We start from the raw sequence: 17,002 nt of genomic DNA on the forward strand, positions 1-17,002 counted from the left end.
TCCTTGCGTCGGCCCTCGCGATCCCTATAATTCCGCCCTTTCTTCAACCCCTACCGTGAGGCGAGCCCCATGGTCAGTGCTTCGGGGCCCCAGGTCGGCATCATCATGGGCAGCCAGTCCGACTGGGAAACCATGCGTCATGCCGCCGCAACCCTGGCCGAATTGGGCATCGCCTTCGAGACCCGGGTGGTCTCGGCGCACCGCACGCCCAAGCGCCTGTACGACTACGCCGCCCAGGCCAAGCCGCGCGGCCTCAAGGTGGTGATCGCGGGCGCCGGTGGCGCCGCCCATCTGCCCGGCATGACCGCCGCCATGACGCCTTTGCCGGTGTTCGGAGTGCCGGTGGAAAGCAAGACGCTGAAGGGCCAGGACTCGCTGCTGTCCATCGTCCAGATGCCCGGCGGCATTCCCGTGGGAACCCTGGCCATCGGCAAGGCGGGGGCCATCAATGCCGCGCTGCTGGCCGGTGCGGTTCTCGCCCTGATGGATCCCAAGGTCGAGGCGGCTCTGGAGGCCTGGCGCACCCGTCAGACCGATGGCGTGGCCGTGGCACCGGTGGACTCCGACAATCCCGATCTGATCCGCCCGTGAGCGCGCCCGAATCCGATACCCGGCCACTGCCCCCCGGCAGCACCATCGGCATTATCGGCGGAGGCCAGTTGGGCCGCATGGCCGCCCTGGCCGCCGGTCGACTGGGGTATCTGGTGCATGTCTTCACCCCCGAGGTCGACAGCCCCACCGCCCAGGTCTCGGCGGCGGCCACCGTGGCGGACTATTCCGACCAGACCGCCATCGAGGCCTTTGCCCGGTCGGTGGACGTGGTGACCTTCGAATTCGAGAACATCCCGGCCGAAAGCGTGCGCCGCATGGCCTCGCTGGTACCGGTGCGCCCGTGCTGGAGCGTGCTGGAAGTGGCCCAGGACCGTATCAGCGAGAAAAAATTCTTCAACTCCATCGGCATCGAGACCGCGCCCTGGCGCGAGGTCGCCAACCTGGAGCAGCTGGAACAGGCCATCGCCGAACTGGGCCGCCCCTCGGTGCTGAAGACCGCCCGGCTGGGCTATGACGGCAAGGGCCAGGTCAAGATCATGCCCGACACCGATCCGGCCCAGGCCTGGGCCGAACTGGGAACCGGGCTCGGCGAGATCGGCATGGGCGTGCTGGAAGGCTTCATCGACTTCGAGGGCGAGATTTCCGTCATCGTCGCCCGTGGCGTCGATGGTGCCTGGGCCGCTTTCGACCCGGTATGGAACGTCCATACCAACCATATCCTCGACACCACCACCGCCCCGGCTCCCATTTCCAGGGAAATGGCCGATCAGGCCATGGATATCGCCCACCGCGCCGCCGAATCCCTGGGCGTGGTCGGTTTGCTGGCGGTGGAGATGTTCGTGACCAGCACCGGCCTGCTGGCCAACGAGATGGCCCCCCGGCCCCACAATTCCGGCCACTGGACCATGGATGCCTGCGTCACCGACCAGTTCGAGCAGTTCGTCCGCGCCGTCTGCGGCCTGCCGCTGGGCTCGCCCGAGCGCCATTCCGACGCGGTGATGAAGAACCTGATCGGTAACGACGTGGATCAGTGGCTGGACATCCTGCGCGACCCCCGCGCCAAGCTGCATCTCTACGGCAAGGCCGAAGCGCGAAACGGCCGCAAGATGGGACACGTCAACCGGATCGGGCCTCGTTCGACGCCTTGAAAACGCTCCAGACGTGACGATTTCGTCATGGCTGCATTTCGACGTTGACGCCCTACCCCTTATTGCCGGATTTTTGCTGGCGGTTTTCATTCCTGTGTCCGGGGAGCCCCTTTGGAAGATCTCGTCATCCACGTCCTGAAGGAATACGGCTTCCTGCTTTATCCATTCATCACCGCCTGGACCTTCGTCGAAGGCGAGACCGTGGTGATCGTGACCGGAGTGCTGGCGTCCGAGGGCCGCTTCAACATCAGCGTCGAGCTTCTGGCGCTGTCCGCCCTGACCGGCAGCTTTTTCGGCGACCAGCTCTACTACTATATCGGCCGGAAATACGGCACGCCGCTGCTGACCCGCTGGCCCAAGCTGACCACCCGGGTCGATTGGGCCTTCCAGGCGGTCAATCGCAGCCCGGTGCTGTTCATCCTGTCGTTTCGCTGGATTTATGGGGTGCGCAATTTCGCCCCCTTCATCGTCGGCATCGCGGGCGTGCCCCGGGTCAAGTATCTGGTCCTGAATTTCATCGCCGCCACCATCTGGGCCCACTGCTTCGCCTGGGGCGGATATTTGATCGGACGCAAGCTGGAGGAATGGCTGGGCGAGAGCAAATGGTTCGTGCTGGGCGGCTTCATCGTCCTGATGATCGCCTTCGGCGTGTTCGGGGCCTTGCGCGGCAAAGCCAAGACACCCGCCGCCACCGTTGCTCCAGAAGCTCCCCCAACGGAATGAGGCGGTCATGAACAAATCCGTGCCGCCCACCCCGCCGCCAGCCGCCGCTCCCGAGCCCGACGCCAAGCTGGAAAAGCTGAACGTCACCACTGGAACGATTTTGTTCCGCCAGGGCGAGGAAGGCGACGCCGCCTATATCCTGGAAAAGGGCAAGATCGTCATTTACCAGCAGGTGGAAAGCCAGCGGGTTGAGTTGGACTCCATCAAGCCAGGGGAAATCTTTGGCGAAATGGCGGTGATCGACCGCTCCGAGCGCATGGCCACCGCCGTCGCCGCCATGGACAGCGTCATCACCCGCATCCCCGAACCGCTGTTCGCCCGCAAGCTGGCCGCCACCGATAAATTCGTCCGCGCCCTGGTCAGCATGTTCATCAAGAACATCCGCAGCTCGCATCGCATCTTCGTCCGCCGCCCCCGCAGCTTCCGCGACAATGTGAAGCTGATCCGCCATTTCTCCTTCAACATCAAGCGCTACGCCAACCTCATGGAGGATCGCGTCATCGCCGAGGAGATGCTGGCCACCCTGGCCAGGCTGGAGAAGGTGGTGGGGGAACTGGCCGAGATCGGCCACCGTGCCAAGGACAAGCGCCACGACCATATCATCGAGGATGGCGAGGCCGGCGACATGGACCTGAAGGCCGCCATCAGCACCGAGGGACGGCGCCAGTTGTAGTGCCTGCCCTCGCCCCCCTCTAACGGGCGGGCAGTTCCTCGACAGTGACCGAGCTGCGGGCTGGCTGCGGCGCCCGGACCGGCGGCGGCGGTTCCTCCTCGGCCCGGCTGTCGGTCGCCGCGGGCCGCGACGGCTCCGCCGTGGAAGCCTTGCCACCGCCGTCACGCTGGCTCTTTTCGACTTCCTTGATGGTGTGGGCCACCAGATCGGGCACGCCGCAGCCTCCCAGCCCCAGGGCCAGCACCATCGCCAGGACGCAGCGCCAGCCCATATGCGTTACTCCACCGCCTCGACCTTGACCAGTTGACCGGCCTCGACCTCGGCCAAACCGCTGAGTTCGTCGGTAGTGCGGCCCCAGATATTCTCGGGCAACGCCAGGCGGATTTCATCACCCTGGGAACAGGGCGTCGGGCCATAGCCGATGACGATGGCCTCGCCCTCGTGCCGGAAGGCCAGCTCCCCCTTTTCCACAACGTCACGGGCATTGGCCTCGCGATCGGCACGGACTGGGGCCTGGAAATAGACCTCGCCCTGCCAGGTGGTGGCGCGGGCCTCGAACGGCGCGGCCGCCAGGATGGCATCGGCGGTGGGCGTGTCGTAGAGATCAACCTGCAGCACCACGCGCCCGATTGTGATCTTCAGCTTCCGCATTCCTCAGTTTCCCGTCTCGTTCATCGGCGGCCAGTGTGCCCTGTCGCCGCGCGCTTGACCAGAGTTACGCGACCTTGACCGATTGCAGTACCTCGCGGGTGTGCTTGGCGATCATCATCTCCTCGTCGGTGGGCACCACCCACACCGATACCGGGCTCTCCATGGTGCTGATCATCTGAGCGCCGCGCTGGTTGGCCTCGTCGTCCATCTCCACGCCAAGCCATTCCGCATGCTTGCAGACTCGCTCCCGCACCTGGGGGGAATGCTCGCCGATCCCGGCGGTGAACACCAGGGCGTCGATGCCCCCCATGGCCGCCGCCAGCGAGCCCAATTCGCGCGAAATGCGGTAGACGAACAGTTCCACCGCCTCGGTGGCATGGGGCTCCGAGCTTTCCAGCAGCACCCGCATGTCGTTGGACACGCCCGACACGCCGATCAGGCCGGACTGCTTGTACAGCATGTCCTCGATCTCCTTGGCGGTCATGCCCTTCTGCTGCAGCAGATAGAGAACCACGCCAGCGTCCAGGGTGCCGGTGCGGGTCCCCATGGGCAAGCCGTCCAGGGCGGTGAAGCCCATGGTGGACGCGATGGACTTGCCCTCGTGGATGGCGCACATGGAGGCGCCGGAGCCCAGATGGCAGACCACCACCCGGCCGCGCGCCACCGCCGGAGCGATCTGGCGGAGCTGGCGGGCGATGTATTCATAGGACAGGCCGTGGAAGCCGTAGCGCTTCACGCCTTCGCCGGTGATCTTGCGCGGCAGGGCGAAGCTTTGTGCCGTCCAGGGGTTGGAGCGGTGGAAGGCGGTGTCGAAGCAGGCCACCTGCAGCAGCTCGGGATGCACTTCCTTCAGCGCCTTGATGGGCGCCAGGTTGTGGGGCTGATGCAGCGGGGCCAGCGGCACCAGGGTTTCCAGCTCGGCCATGAGATCGTCATTGATCAGCAGCGGCTGTGAATACAGCGAACCGCCATGCACCACCCGGTGCCCCGCCGCCTTCAGCTCGGCATCGCCCAGCTGCGCCTCGATCCACTGGATCATGTATTTGAACAGGGCGGAATGGCTGAGATTGGGCTGATCGGGCCAACGCTGCTCGTTGAGCACACCGCCATGGGGCGCCTTGGCGATGAAATGCGGCGCCACGTTGATGCCTTCCACCTGTCCCTTGCACGACAGCAACGGCTTGTCGTCGCCGTCCGAGATGTAGAGCGAGAACTTGATGGAAGACGAACCGGCGTTGATGACCAGGATACCGTCACGCATGATGATTGAGTCCTTCCTATGCCTTGAGGCGGCGGGCATGGGCGAACAGCACCGCAACGGCGCAGGACGCCAGACGGGCCTTGGCACTGTCGGCACGGCTGGTCAGCACGATCGGCACCCGAGCCCCCAGCACGATGCCGGCGGCATCGGCCTCGGCCAGATAGGACAGCTGCTTGGCCAGCATGTTGCCCGCTTCCAGATCCGGCACCAGCAGGATGTCGGCGCGTCCCGCCACCGGCGAGTTGATCTTCTTGATCTTGGCCGCTTCCTCGCTGATGGCGTTGTCGAAGGCCAGCGGGCCGTCCAGCAGGGCGCCGGTGATCTGGCCGCGATCGGCCATCTTGCAGAGCGCCGCCGCCTCGATGGTGGAATTGATCTTCGGATACACGGTTTCCACCGCCGACAGGATCGCCACCTTGGGCAGCTCGACCCCCAGCACATGCGCCAGTTCGATGGCGTTTTGCAGGATGTCGGCCTTGTCCTCCAGGGTCGGGTAGATATTGATGGCGGCGTCGGTGATCAGCAGGGTGCGGGGATAGGTGGGCACATCCATGACGAAGACATGGCTGATGCGCCGTGCGGTGCGCAGGCCCTTATCGCGCGAGGCGACCTCATGCATCATTTCGTCGGTGTGCAGGCTGCCCTTCATCAGCGCCTCGGCCTCGCCCGAGCGGCACATGGCCACCGCCCTTTCGGCCGATTCGTGGGAATGCTGGGTATCGACGATGCGCAGCCCGGTCAGGTCGAAGCCGAACTCCGCCGCCACCGAGCGGATCTTGGCCTCCGGACCGATCAGGATGGGATCGATCAGCCCCAGCTTGGCCGCCTCCACCGGACCTTCCAGTGAGACCTGGTCACAGGGATGGCAGACCGCCACCGAAATGGGGGCCAGATCGGTACACTTCGCGATGATGTCCTCGAACACATGGTGGCGGCGGCGCAGTGCCACCTCCTGCAGTTCCATCTTGGGCTGGCTGACCTTTTCGGTGGGGGCGATCACCAGGGCGCGGCCGGTATAGACGGTCTCGCCCTTCTGGTTGACCGCCTTGCAGTCGAAGGCGATGTCGGCCGGCGGAATTTTTTCCGCCACGGTGATGGTCACCGTAACGGTATCGCCAACTTCCACCGGCGCGAGGAACGTCAGGTCCTGATTGCGGTAGACGGTGCCCGGCCCCGGCAGTTCGTTGCCCAGCAGCGCCGACAGCAGCGAGCCGCCCCACATGCTGTGCGCCACCACCTTGCGGTGATGGGCGAACTTCTCGGCGCTTTCGGCGCTGTAATGGGTCGGGTTCAGGTCGCCGGTGGCGACACCGAACAGCTCGACGTCCTTCATGCTGCAGGTGCGCTCCAGCGTGGCCGAATCACCGATCTTGATCTCGGCGAAAACCCGGTTGTTCATCATCTCGACCATGGGAAAGCTCCATCGACAGCTTGTGGCTGATACATATTGCGTCGCAAAATATACCGGTCCTCCCGTGAACGTACAATGACCGGTTCGTGACGAAGGTCACGGCACAAACATGGCGGTCATGCCTCGGGAAGATGTTGCGACGCACAACCACCCGGCCTATGCTTTAGGTTAGAGCCGTTCAACGGACACTGCGCCGGAATCACCATGAGCACCCGCAATCTGAAGGCCCTGTTCCGTCCCCAGTCCATCGCCGTGGTCGGAGCCTCGACCTCGCCCAAGACGATCGGCGCCCTGGTCATGCGCAACCTGCTCAAGGGCGATTTCGCCGGACCGGTGATGCCGGTGACGCCGGACCATCCCTCGGTGGCGGGGGTACTGGCCTATCCCGACGTGGCCTGCCTGCCCCAGGCCCCGGACCTGGCCCTGATCTGCGTCCAGAAGCCCGAGACCATTCCCGGCATCCTCGGCACCCTGGCGGCCCGCGGTACCAAAGCCGCCTGCATCATGACTCCGGGGCTGCATCTGGTCTCAAACGAGGATGGCAGCACCAAGCTGGAGGAAGCCCTGTCGGTGGCGCGGGCCAACGACATGCGCATCCTTGGCCCCAACAGCATGGGCATCCTGGTTCCCGGCATCGGCCTGAATGCCAGCTACTCCCATGAAAGCGCCATGCCGGGCAAATTGGCCTTCGTCTCCCAGTCGGGCGCCCTGTGCACCGCCGTTCTGGACTGGGCCCGCGACAAGGAGATCGGCTTCTCCCACTTCATCCATCTGGGCGATACCGAGGGCGTCGATTTCGGCGACGTGCTGGATTATCTGGGCAGCGACCCCATGACCCGGGCCATCCTGCTTTACGTGGAAACCATCCACGAGCGGCGTAATTTCATGTCCGCCGCCCGCGCCGCCGCCCGCAACAAACCGGTTCTCGCCATCAAGGCCGGGCGTTCCCGCGAGGGCGCCCGCGCCGCCGCTTCCCATACCGGCGCCCTGGCGGGCTCGGATGCGGTATTTGATGCCGCCATGCGCCGCGCCGGCATGCTGCGCGTCCACGATATCGAGGAAATCTTCGGCGCGGTCGAGACCCTGGCCCGCGCCCGGCCCATGAAGGGCAAGCGGCTGGCGGTGATCACCAATGGCGGCGGCATCGGCGTCATCGCCGCCGACGACCTGTCCGAACTGGGGGGCGAACTGGCCGCCCTGCCCGACGAAGTGATCGACAAGCTCAACGCCGTGCTGCCCAACACCTGGTCGCACATCAATCCCGTGGATATCGGCGGCGACGCCGATGGCGAACGCTATGTCAAGGCCCTGACCATTCTTTCGGAATGCAAGGCGGTGGACGCGGTGCTGGTCATGCACGCCCCCACGGCCCTGTCCGATCCCGGCGACGTGGCGGTTGCGGTGATCAAGAGCTGCAAGGACCGGCCCAGGGCCAATGTCATGACCTGTTGGGTCGGCGCCGAGGCGGTTCGCCATGCCCGCCATCTGTTCAGCGGCGCGGGCATTCCCACCTATGAGACGCCTCGCGCCGCCATCCAGGCCTTCACCCATCTGATCCAGTACCGCAAGAACCAGGAACTGCTGATGGAGGTGCCGGCCTCGGCCCCCACCGACTTCGTGCCCGACACCAGGCGCGCCCGCTTCCTGATCGAGGCCGCCATCGCCAAGGGTGGCGGCACCCTGAACGAGCCCGAGGCCAAGTCGGTGCTGGAAGCCTATGGCATTCCCTCGGTGGAGACCCATGTGGCCCCCACCCCGGCCCTGGCCGGACGCATCGCCAAGACCATGAACGGGCCGGTGGCGCTGAAGATTTTGTCGCCCGACATCCTGCATAAATCCGACGTGGGCGGCGTCATGTTGAATCTGCAGGGTGATTTCGAGGTCGAGAAGGCCGCCTACCAGATGTTGGACCGGGTGAAGGAGGTCTATCCTACCGCCCAGATCCAGGGCTTTACCGTCCAGACCATGGCCCGGCGTCCCGGCGCGGTGGAACTGATCGCCGGTGTCGCCACCGATCCGGTGTTCGGCCCGGTCATCATGTTCGGCCAGGGCGGCATCGCGGTGGAAATCATCGCCGATCGCGCCATGGCCCTGCCGCCGCTGAACATGAACCTGGCGGCCGAGGTCATTTCGCGCACCCGGGTTTCGCGGCTGCTGGAAGGCTATCGTGGCCGTGCCCCGGTCAACCGCCAGGCCATCGAACTGGCCCTGGTGCAGTTGTCGCAGCTGGTGATCGATTTCCCCGAAATTGTCGAACTGGACATCAATCCCCTGTTCGCCGATTCCCAGGGCGTGCTGGCCCTGGATGCCCGCATCACCGTGGCCAAGGCCAAGCCTGGCACCGAACGTCTTGCCATCCGGCCCTATCCCAAGGAGCTGGAGGAAATCTTCACCATGAAGGACGGCCGTGAGGTCTTGATCCGTCCGATCCGCCCCGAGGATGAGCCCAACCACCACATCTTCCTGTCCAAGCTGACTCCCGAGGACATCCGTTTCCGCTTCTTCGGCCTGGTCCACGAGATGCCCCATACCGAGATGGCGCGCCTGACCCAGATCGACTACGACCGTGAAATGGCTTTCATCGGCGAGGCCAGGACCGAGAATGGCGGCAAGGAAACCCTGGGCGTGGTCCGCACCGTCACCGATCCCGACAATGAAAAGGCGGAATTCGCTGTGGTGGTCCGTTCCGATTTGAAGGGCGGCGGACTGGCCAAACGGCTGATGGTCAAGATCATCGACTACAGCCGCAGCCGCGGCACCCACGCCATCGCCGGGCAAGTCCTGCGCGACAACCAGCGCATGCTGGCCTTTGTCCAGCATCTCGGCTTCGTTCCCATGCGCACCATCGATGGCGATATCGTCGAGGTGGAACTGGATCTGCACCAGCCGCCGCCCACCGGCCCCGACCCCACCGCGTGAGGCCCGCCAGGTATAGCGACCTCCCCACCGTTCCGTTGGTGTTGCTCCTTGTGACGGCTTCCCCCAGAATGAGGCCGAGGAACGATTCTTTCAGAAGTTAAATCTTCTTAAAGGTGAACTGCCCCAAATAATGATGGGTGGCTTGCTGATTCACACAGCGATTGGCTCGTGAAGGGTGAAACATCCATCCGGATAAGAGCATCCGGTGCCCAGAAGGGCGTGTCGCGACCGTGAAGAACTGGGGACCGAGCTGAAATGTCGCTGCCAACGATCATCGGGTTCTCGCTGAGCCTCTTCCTGCTTCTTGGCTCGATCCTCGAACTCACCACCAATTTCAAGATATTCCTCCATCTCAGCGGCATTCTGATGGTGGTGGGCGGAACCCTGGCCGCGACCCTGGTGGCCTATGAGGCCCGCTACGTCAAGGCGGCGCTGGGCAAGGTGAGGGGCATCTTCTCGTCACCCAAGATGACCCGCGACATGCTGACCAATGAGGTCGCCCGCATCGTCCGCTGGGCCTATCTGATGCAGAAAAGCGGCATCTCCGCCCTGGAAACCGACGCCAAGAGCGTCAAGAATCAGGATTCCTTCCTGGGCTTCGGCATCAATCTGGTGATTTCCGGCTATACTGGCCCCGAAGTGCGCCACATGCTGGAAAACCAGATCGAAACCACCTTCCAGCGCAATACGGTGCCGGTGGAAATCCTCAAATACATGGCCAGCAACGCCCCGGCCTTCGGCATGATCGCCACCCTGATCGGCCTGGTGGTGATGCTGGATTCCATGGGCAGCGATCCCTCCAAGCTGGGCGCCGGCATGGCCGTCGGCCTGCTGGGCACGCTTTACGGCGTGCTGTTCGCCCGCCTGGCCATCATGCCGAGCGCCGAAAAGACCCATCAGCGCGAATCCATCGTCCGCTTCCGCAATCTCCTGGTGGCAGAGGGCCTGTCCCTGCTGGCCGACCGGCGCAATCCGCGTTTCATCCAGGACGCCATGAACAGCTATCTCGACCCCTCCATCCACTTCGACATCGACAAGGCGCCGAAGAAGTAGGGAGACGACGGCCATGAGCGGCAAGTTCCACAAGGAAAACAAGGAAGCGGCCGAGGACTGGCTGCTCTCCTACGCCGATATGATCACCCTGCTGATGGCTTTCTTCATCGTGCTGGTGTCCATGTCCAAGATCGATCCCGCCAAATACGAGGAAGTCCAGGCCGGCATGGCCAAGGATGTGGGCAACCGCGAAGTCACCAAGCCGCTGCAGGACCTCAAGACCGAACTGCTGGGCGAGATCGCCGGGGCGGGCGTCGAGGAAAGCGTCGATGTGGGCAAGGACGACAAGGGAATCGTCCTCAATCTGGCCAGCGGCACGGTGTTCAAGCCCGGCTCGGCCGAGGTTCGCCCCGAGATCCTGCCACTGATGAGGGAAGTGGTCGGCACCCTCAACCAGCAGCGCTTCCTGGGCTATCAGGTGGAAATCCAGGGCCATACCGACGATACGCCGGTCAAGACCCAGATGTTTCCCTCCAACTGGGACCTGTCGGCGGCGCGCGCCCTGGCGACCCTGCGCCTGCTCGCCGAACTGGGGGTCGCCCAGTCGCGCATGAAGATTTCCGCCCTGGCCGACACCGCGCCAAGGGTTCCCAACCGCAGCGAAAGCGGCAAGCCCTATCCCGAGAACCAGGCCATCAACCGCCGGGTGGAACTGCACATCTATCCGAGATAGCGCCCCTCAGGCCAGGCGGACTTCCATGCCGTCACGGGCGCAGAAGGCGCCGTCCCAACTCGCCTTGGCCTCGGCCTCGATGACCGCCATGACATCGTCGGTATGCTCGGGGTCATGATGGAAGATGGCGAGGCGCTTGACGCCGCAGGCCTTGGCCAGACGCACCGCCTCCTGCCAGGTGGAATGGCCCCAGCCGACCTTGGCGGGGAATTCGGCATCGGTATAGGTGCTGTCATAGATCATCAGATCGACGCCCTGGATCAGCGACATGACATTGGCGTCGGGCTCGCCCGGCACATGCTCGGTATCGGTGATATAGGCGGCGGCAAGACCGCCATGCTCGACGCGATAGCCGCAGGCGCCGTTGGGATGGCGCAGGCGGGCGGTGCGCACCACCACGCCGGGATAAGGCTCATGCACCGTGCCGATGGCGAAATCCTCGTCCGAGGCGATGCCCCGCATGGCCGCCAGCGGAACCGGGAAATTGGGCGTCTCCATCTGGGCGGACAGGATATGGCGGATGCCCTTGGGGCTGCCTTCCAACTGGGCGGCATGGATGTGAAGCTTGAAATTGGGATTATAGGCCGGTCCAAAGAACGGAAATCCCAGGATGTGATCCCAATGGGCATGGGTGAAGAACAGATGGGCCTGCGTGGCACCAAGCTTGCCGAGATGGCTGCCCAGCGAACGGATGCCGGTCCCGGCGTCAAAGGCCAGAACCCCCTGCTCGGTAGTGATGGAGATGCTGCTGGTATTGCCGCCATAGACCACATGGTCGGGCGAAGGACAGGCGATGCTTCCGCGCACCCCCCAAAACTTCACCGTGAATTCCATGGCCTTGCTCTCCATCCCCGCTCCCCAGATTACAGGTTAGTCTTAAACCCTCCACAACCAATATGTATTTGGTCACACAGAACCAAAAAAATTAGCGCTAATTTTCAACAAATTGTGACGATTGTCCCCAATTCAATGCCGGGAAGCTCAGACGCGCGACCGCCATTGACCGCGATCTCCACCAGACTGCTTGAATTTTCGTAGCAGAAGGCCCTGCCCTTGGGGACATCCCCGAAGGTCCTCGCCCGGGGAATGGTGCTGTCACCCAGCGCAAGGCCCGCATCGGTCAGGAGCGAGGCCCGCAGCCCGGTCCAGGCATTGCCGTAGTGATCGAGATAGATGATCCGCGCCAGATCGTCGGGCCAATCCAACCGGCGCGGCGTCGCCACGGGCCGCAGCCCGGAGACATCCCCCCCGGCCAGCCGGACGGCCATGGGCGCGAACAGATCACGGCCGTGGAAGGTTGCGGAAAGCCGATCGGGGCGCCAGGCGATCTCGAAGGCCTCCACCTCCACCGCCCTGCGGATCAGGGGCTCGAACAACCCGTTGTCGGGGCCGACCAGCCAACGCCCGTCCAGGCGCAGGGCCAGCGGCGCGCGCGAGCCACCGACCCCGGGATCGACCACGCAGGCCATCACCGCATCATGCGGGACGTCCACCGCCAGTGCCGCCAGCAGGTATGCCGCGGCCCTGGGATCGAACATGGGGGCATCCGCCAACAGATGAACCACCGGCACGGTGGGGGCCAGACGGCGGATCGCCATCTCCATCTGGCCGAGATAGGGTCCCTGGGCGCCGAAATCGGTGAAGGTTACGATCATCGGCGCCATGGCACCTCCCTTGGGCCTTACCCCGGACGGCCATCCGCGCGGGGCTGGGTGGTGACGGGGAAATAGACCACGGCATAGACCAACCATCCGGCGGTCCAGGCCAGCCCGCCGGCCCAGGTCAGCTCCGCCACCGCGCCACCGACCACCGGCGCCAGCACCCGCAGCAGGGTGCCGACCGATATCAGTATATAGGCGCCGACCGTGGCCGGGGCCAGTTGCAGCGGACGGCCGGAATGGCCGAGGGCGGCGCGGCTCATGACGCCGATCACCATGGTTCCCACCGATCCGGCCGTCAGCGCATGCACCGCCGCCGAGGCGGGTAGGCCCGACACGAAGGCCGACAGGCCCAGCAGGGCGAATCCCGCCACCATCCAGCCATAGCCCAGATGCAGCACACCCAGGATGGGGTTGGAGAGAGTCTTGAGGCCGTGCCAGCGCGACAGTCGCCAGCCATGCACCAGAGCGGCCACCAGGGCCAGGGCACCGGCCAGGGCCGAGCCGGGCAGGACCAGTTGGGCCAGGGCGGCCAGGATCAGGCTGGCGGCGGCGCCACCCTTCTCGATCCAGTCGCCGTCCGGCATGGTCACAGGCTGGCCTTGCATGCGCAGCCAGTTCTGGGTGAAGGACGGAATGATGCGCCCGCCGACGATGACGATCATCAGCAGCACCACGAACAGGCCGAGATAGACGCCCTTGAGCCCGCTGGAGAATCCGGCGATGGCTTCGAGATGGACGCACAGATCGGCCAGCCACAACACGCCCAGGATGGGCAGGAAGGCGATGTTGCGCCACTTGCCCGCCGCCATCAGCGGCTTGGCCAGCAGCACCGCCAGGATAGGCAGATAGGCGAGGTCGATTGCCGCCACCAGCAGCGGCGGCAGTACTCCGGCGAAGGCGGTGGCCAGACGCCCGGCCAACCACACCCCGAACAGCAGCATCAGCGGCCGACCCGAGACATGGTGGGAATTGGTCCAGTTGGGCACCGCCGTCAGCAGGAAGCCGCCGATAGCGGCGCCAGCGAAGCCGAACACCATGGCATGGGCATGCCAGACAACCGGGTTCCAGTTGGCCCCCAGGGGCAAAATGCCGAAGAACACCAGCAGCCAGAGCGGCAGCATGATCGCGGCCTGGACGGCGGCGAACAGGAAGAAGGGGCGGAACCCGGCGGCAAAGAAGACCGGACCGGCCGAGCCTTTATAGACGGGTTCCTGCAAGGGAATGGTTGCCATGGCGCTGCTGCCTTGATGCGAAAGATGTCGCAGCTTGCGCCTTGCGAAACATTCTCACCTTGAGCGGGGTCAAGCCCCCCAATCCTTTGGGGGCATTTTACCCAAGACATTGGTCCAGGATTGCCTATAGTTCAGGCTAGGGCATTGTGCATGGAGAATAGGCATGGTTTCGAGCGTTCGCATCGGCGGCAGGCTGGCGGCACTGACCGGCGTGATGGCTCTGTTCCTGGTGGTGGTGACATGGGTTGGCGTCTCCGGCCAGACCGCCATCCTGGGCGGCCTCAGGACCGTGTACGAGGACCGCACGGTGGCGCTGGTCCAGTTGAGCCGGATCGCCGACGCGCTGCATCGCATGCGGACCCATGCCGTCTTCGCCGCCTCGGGTGCCGCCTCGGACCGGATGGATGCGCTGGTCGCCGATGTCGCCAAGTTGGACCAGACCGCCCGGTCGGTGCTGAAGGATTATATGGCGACCTACCTCACCCCCGAGGAAAAGACCATTGCCGAACGTTTTGGAGCCGCCCTGCCCGTCTACCAGGCCAGCCGCGACCAAACCTTGCGCCTGGCGGCCAAGGGTGAGTTCGACGGCTCCATGAAGAATATGCGCGAGGATGCCGGGCCGAAATTCGCCAAGGCCATGGCGGAAGTGGAAGCCCTGATCGCGCTTCAGGACCGGGTCGCCAAGCAGGAATTCGACAAGGGCATGGCCACCGCCGCCAGCAGCCGGACCATGGCGCTGGTGTCCGCCGGTCTGGCCCTGTTGCTGGGAATGGGACTGGCGACGGTCATCGTGCGCTCCATCACTCAACCGCTGAACGCCATTCTGGCCGTCATGGCCCGCTTGGCCGGTGGCGACCGCGAGGTCGCGGTGATCGGGAGCGATCGCAAGGACGAGATCGGCGATATCGGCCGCGCGGTCGAGGTGTTCAAGCAGGCCGCCGTCGAAAAGCACCGGATGGAGGAGGAGCAGAAGGCCGCCGACGCGGCCCAGCGCCAGGCGGAAGAGGCCCAGCGCCAGCACGAAGCCGCCATCGTCGCCGAAGTGGCCCAGGTGGCCAGCGCCGCCAGCCAGGGCAATCTCGACCGCCGCATCGATTTGGCGGGCAAGGACGGCTTCCTCCTGAGCCTGTGCGAAGGCGTCAATACTCTGGTCCGCCTGACCGAGGTGGCGCTGAAGGATGTGGCCGGGGTGCTGGAATCGGTGGCGCGCGGCGATCTGACCCGGCGCATCACCAATCCCTATGAAGGCGTGTTCGACCAGTTGAAAACCGATGTCAACCGCACCGCCGACCGGCTGTCGGATATCGTCACCAACATCAACACCGCCGCGGCCCAGATCGGATCGGCCGCCGCCGAGGTCGCCTCGGGCAGCCAGGACCTGTCGGAACGTTCGGAGCAACAGGCGTCATCCCTGGAGGAAACCGCCGCCTCCATGGAGGAACTGGCCGCCACCGTGCGCCAGAACGCCGCCAATGCCCAGCAGGCCAGCCAACTGGCATCGGCGGCTCGCGAGGTCGCGGCGGGCGGCGGTCAGGTCGTCACCGACGCCGTCGCCGCCATGGGACGGATCGAAACCTCCAGTCAGAAGATCGGCGATATCGTCGGCATGATCGACGAGATCGCCTTCCAGACCAATCTGCTGGCGCTGAACGCGGCGGTGGAGGCTGCCCGTGCCGGAGACGCGGGCAAGGGATTCGCCGTGGTCGCCCAGGAAGTCCGCAACCTGGCCCAACGCTCGGCCCAGGCGTCCAGGGAGATCAAGACCCTGATCAACCAAAGCGGTGGCGAGGTCGCCCAGGGCGCGGAACTGGTCAAGGGCGCGGGCAAGACCCTGGACGACATCCTGGGCAGCGTCAAACGGGTGGCCGACATCGTCGCCGAGATCGCCTCGGCCTCCGCCGAACAGGCCTCGGGCATCGATCAGGTCAATTCCGCCGTCACCCAGATGGACGAGATGACCCAGCAGAATGCCGCCCTGGTGGAGGAGAGCACCGCCGCCGCCCATGCCCTGGAAGACCAGTCACGGGAACTCAACCGGCTGATGGGGTTCTTCCGGGTCGCCTGATTGGCTTCCCCCGCCGCGCCGCGATGACCTCGGCCAGGATCGACACCGCGATCTCGGCCGGGGTCTTGGCGCCGATATCGAGGCCCACCGGCGCCTGGATACGCTCCAGATCGGCCGTGGCGATCCCGGCGCTCTCCAGCCGCTGGCACCGCTTGGCGTGGGTTCGGGTGCTGCCCAGGGCGCCGACATAGAAGGCGGGCGAGGCCAGGGCCATTTTCAGGGCGGCGTCATCCAGGCGCGGCACATGGGTGACGCTGACCAGGGCGGTGCGGCGGTCCAGGGTCATGGCCGCCAGCACTTCCTCGGGCTCGCCGCAGAGCAGGCTGATGCCGGGAAAGCGCTCTCCTTGCGCAAAGGCGGTGCGCGGGTCCAGCACGGTGACGGCGAAGCCCACCTGACGCGCCATGCCCGCCAGGATCTGGGAAATATGCACCGCCCCGGTGATGATCATGGTCCAAGGCGCCTCGTGCTGGCGGATGAACAGGGTCTCGGAGGGCTGGGGCAGCCGCCCGATCTCCTCGTCGCCCTCGGCCAGACTCTGGGCGCCGCTGGCGAGGTCGAGAGCCAGGGCGGTGGGAATGCGCCGGGAATGACACGCCACCACCCGCTCCAGCAGAGCCTTGACAGGGTGGAACACCGCCACCCGGATGGTGCCGCCGCAGGGCAGGCCCACATGCCAGGCGGTCTCGTCCTCCACCCCGAAGGACAGGACGCGGGGCGCCTCGCCGTCTTCCAGCTCGCGGGCCTCGGAAATCACCGCCGATTCGACGCAGCCCCCCGAGACCGACCCGGCGAAGGCCCCGTCCGACGCCACCGCCATATAGGAACCGGTGGCGCGCGGCGCCGAGCCCCAGGTGGCCAGCACCACGGCAAGGCGAACCGCCCGCCCCTCTCCCATCCAGCGCAACGCCGTCTCCAGCACCTCTGCGTCATCGGCGGCCATGTCGGCGGGATCGGGGCGGATGGTGTCGAGGCACATG

General features: G+C 65.2%; 16 protein-coding genes. 8 read left to right on the forward strand and 8 right to left on the reverse strand.

Features of this window, described 5'->3' with window-relative positions:
* The first annotated feature begins 69 nt into the window (after window positions 1-69).
* The 4 genes from purE to A6A04_RS18710 all read left to right on the forward strand — a co-directional run bounded on the left by purE (window position 70) and on the right by A6A04_RS18710 (window position 3,096).
* On the forward strand, window positions 70-591 hold the full coding sequence (gene purE / locus A6A04_RS18695) for a 5-(carboxyamino)imidazole ribonucleotide mutase (RefSeq protein WP_068495537.1): 522 nt from the start codon (window positions 70-72) through the stop codon (window positions 589-591).
* A complete protein-coding gene (locus tag A6A04_RS18700) occupies window positions 588-1,700 on the forward strand; it encodes a 5-(carboxyamino)imidazole ribonucleotide synthase (RefSeq protein WP_068495538.1) in 1,113 nt (370 codons plus the stop codon). The genes purE and A6A04_RS18700 overlap by 4 nt, the downstream gene beginning before the upstream one ends.
* A 111-nt stretch (window positions 1,701-1,811) precedes the next feature.
* Window positions 1,812-2,423: a DedA family protein gene (locus A6A04_RS18705; RefSeq protein ID WP_068495539.1), complete on the forward strand. Its 612-nt coding sequence runs from the start codon at window positions 1,812-1,814 to the stop codon at window positions 2,421-2,423.
* A 7-nt stretch (window positions 2,424-2,430) separates the two neighbouring features.
* On the forward strand, window positions 2,431-3,096 hold the full coding sequence (locus A6A04_RS18710; RefSeq protein ID WP_068495540.1) for a cyclic nucleotide-binding domain-containing protein: 666 nt from the start codon (window positions 2,431-2,433) through the stop codon (window positions 3,094-3,096).
* A gap of 19 nt (window positions 3,097-3,115) precedes the next feature.
* Here the strand turns inward: A6A04_RS18710 and A6A04_RS18715 are convergent, their stop codons facing one another.
* The 4 genes from A6A04_RS18715 to A6A04_RS18730 form a co-directional block, all read right to left on the reverse strand.
* Window positions 3,116-3,367: a hypothetical protein gene (locus A6A04_RS18715; RefSeq protein WP_068495541.1), complete on the reverse strand. Its 252-nt coding sequence runs from the start codon at window positions 3,365-3,367 to the stop codon at window positions 3,116-3,118.
* A gap of 5 nt (window positions 3,368-3,372) precedes the next feature.
* Window positions 3,373-3,747, reverse strand: coding sequence for a cyclophilin-like fold protein (locus tag A6A04_RS18720; protein ID WP_068495542.1), 375 nt, complete (start codon window positions 3,745-3,747; stop codon window positions 3,373-3,375).
* A 64-nt stretch (window positions 3,748-3,811) separates the two neighbouring features.
* Window positions 3,812-5,008, reverse strand: a complete 1,197-nt coding sequence (locus A6A04_RS18725; RefSeq protein ID WP_068495543.1) for an acetate/propionate family kinase — start codon at window positions 5,006-5,008, stop codon at window positions 3,812-3,814.
* A 16-nt stretch (window positions 5,009-5,024) separates the two neighbouring features.
* Complete coding sequence (locus tag A6A04_RS18730; protein ID WP_082915065.1) at window positions 5,025-6,419, reverse strand: bifunctional enoyl-CoA hydratase/phosphate acetyltransferase; 1,395 nt, start codon at window positions 6,417-6,419, stop codon at window positions 5,025-5,027.
* 204 nt (window positions 6,420-6,623) lie between these two features.
* Between A6A04_RS18730 and A6A04_RS18735 the strand changes: the two genes are divergently transcribed.
* From A6A04_RS18735 to A6A04_RS18745, 3 genes are all read left to right on the forward strand, one after another.
* Entirely contained in the window at window positions 6,624-9,338 is a 2,715-nt protein-coding gene (locus A6A04_RS18735; protein ID WP_068495544.1) for a bifunctional acetate--CoA ligase family protein/GNAT family N-acetyltransferase, read from the forward strand.
* A 255-nt stretch (window positions 9,339-9,593) separates the two neighbouring features.
* Window positions 9,594-10,391: a motility protein A gene (locus tag A6A04_RS18740; protein WP_068495545.1), complete on the forward strand. Its 798-nt coding sequence runs from the start codon at window positions 9,594-9,596 to the stop codon at window positions 10,389-10,391.
* A gap of 13 nt (window positions 10,392-10,404) precedes the next feature.
* Window positions 10,405-11,064, forward strand: a complete 660-nt coding sequence (locus tag A6A04_RS18745; protein ID WP_068495546.1) for an OmpA/MotB family protein — start codon at window positions 10,405-10,407, stop codon at window positions 11,062-11,064.
* A gap of 6 nt (window positions 11,065-11,070) precedes the next feature.
* Here A6A04_RS18745 and A6A04_RS18750 read toward each other — a convergent pair whose 3' ends face one another.
* From A6A04_RS18750 to A6A04_RS18760, 3 genes are all read right to left on the reverse strand, one after another.
* Window positions 11,071-11,898, reverse strand: a complete 828-nt coding sequence (locus A6A04_RS18750; protein ID WP_068495677.1) for an MBL fold metallo-hydrolase — start codon at window positions 11,896-11,898, stop codon at window positions 11,071-11,073.
* A 104-nt stretch (window positions 11,899-12,002) separates the two neighbouring features.
* A complete protein-coding gene (locus A6A04_RS18755) occupies window positions 12,003-12,728 on the reverse strand; it encodes an SAM hydrolase/SAM-dependent halogenase family protein (RefSeq protein WP_322096826.1) in 726 nt (241 codons plus the stop codon).
* Window positions 12,729-12,745: 17 nt separating this feature from the next.
* Complete coding sequence (locus A6A04_RS18760) at window positions 12,746-13,957, reverse strand: NnrS family protein (RefSeq protein WP_068495547.1); 1,212 nt, start codon at window positions 13,955-13,957, stop codon at window positions 12,746-12,748.
* Window positions 13,958-14,120: 163 nt separating this feature from the next.
* Here A6A04_RS18760 and A6A04_RS23500 point away from each other — a divergent pair, with 163 nt between their 5' ends.
* Complete coding sequence (locus A6A04_RS23500; protein WP_068495548.1) at window positions 14,121-16,022, forward strand: methyl-accepting chemotaxis protein; 1,902 nt, start codon at window positions 14,121-14,123, stop codon at window positions 16,020-16,022.
* Here the strand turns inward: A6A04_RS23500 and A6A04_RS18770 are convergent.
* Complete coding sequence (locus A6A04_RS18770; RefSeq protein ID WP_156612692.1) at window positions 15,988-17,001, reverse strand: XdhC family protein; 1,014 nt, start codon at window positions 16,999-17,001, stop codon at window positions 15,988-15,990. The genes A6A04_RS23500 and A6A04_RS18770 overlap by 35 nt on opposite strands.
* Window position 17,002: the final 1 nt, after the last annotated feature.

It is taken from the genome of Paramagnetospirillum marisnigri, from assembly GCF_001650715.1.
Lineage (GTDB): Bacteria > Pseudomonadota > Alphaproteobacteria > Rhodospirillales > Magnetospirillaceae > Phaeospirillum > Phaeospirillum marisnigri.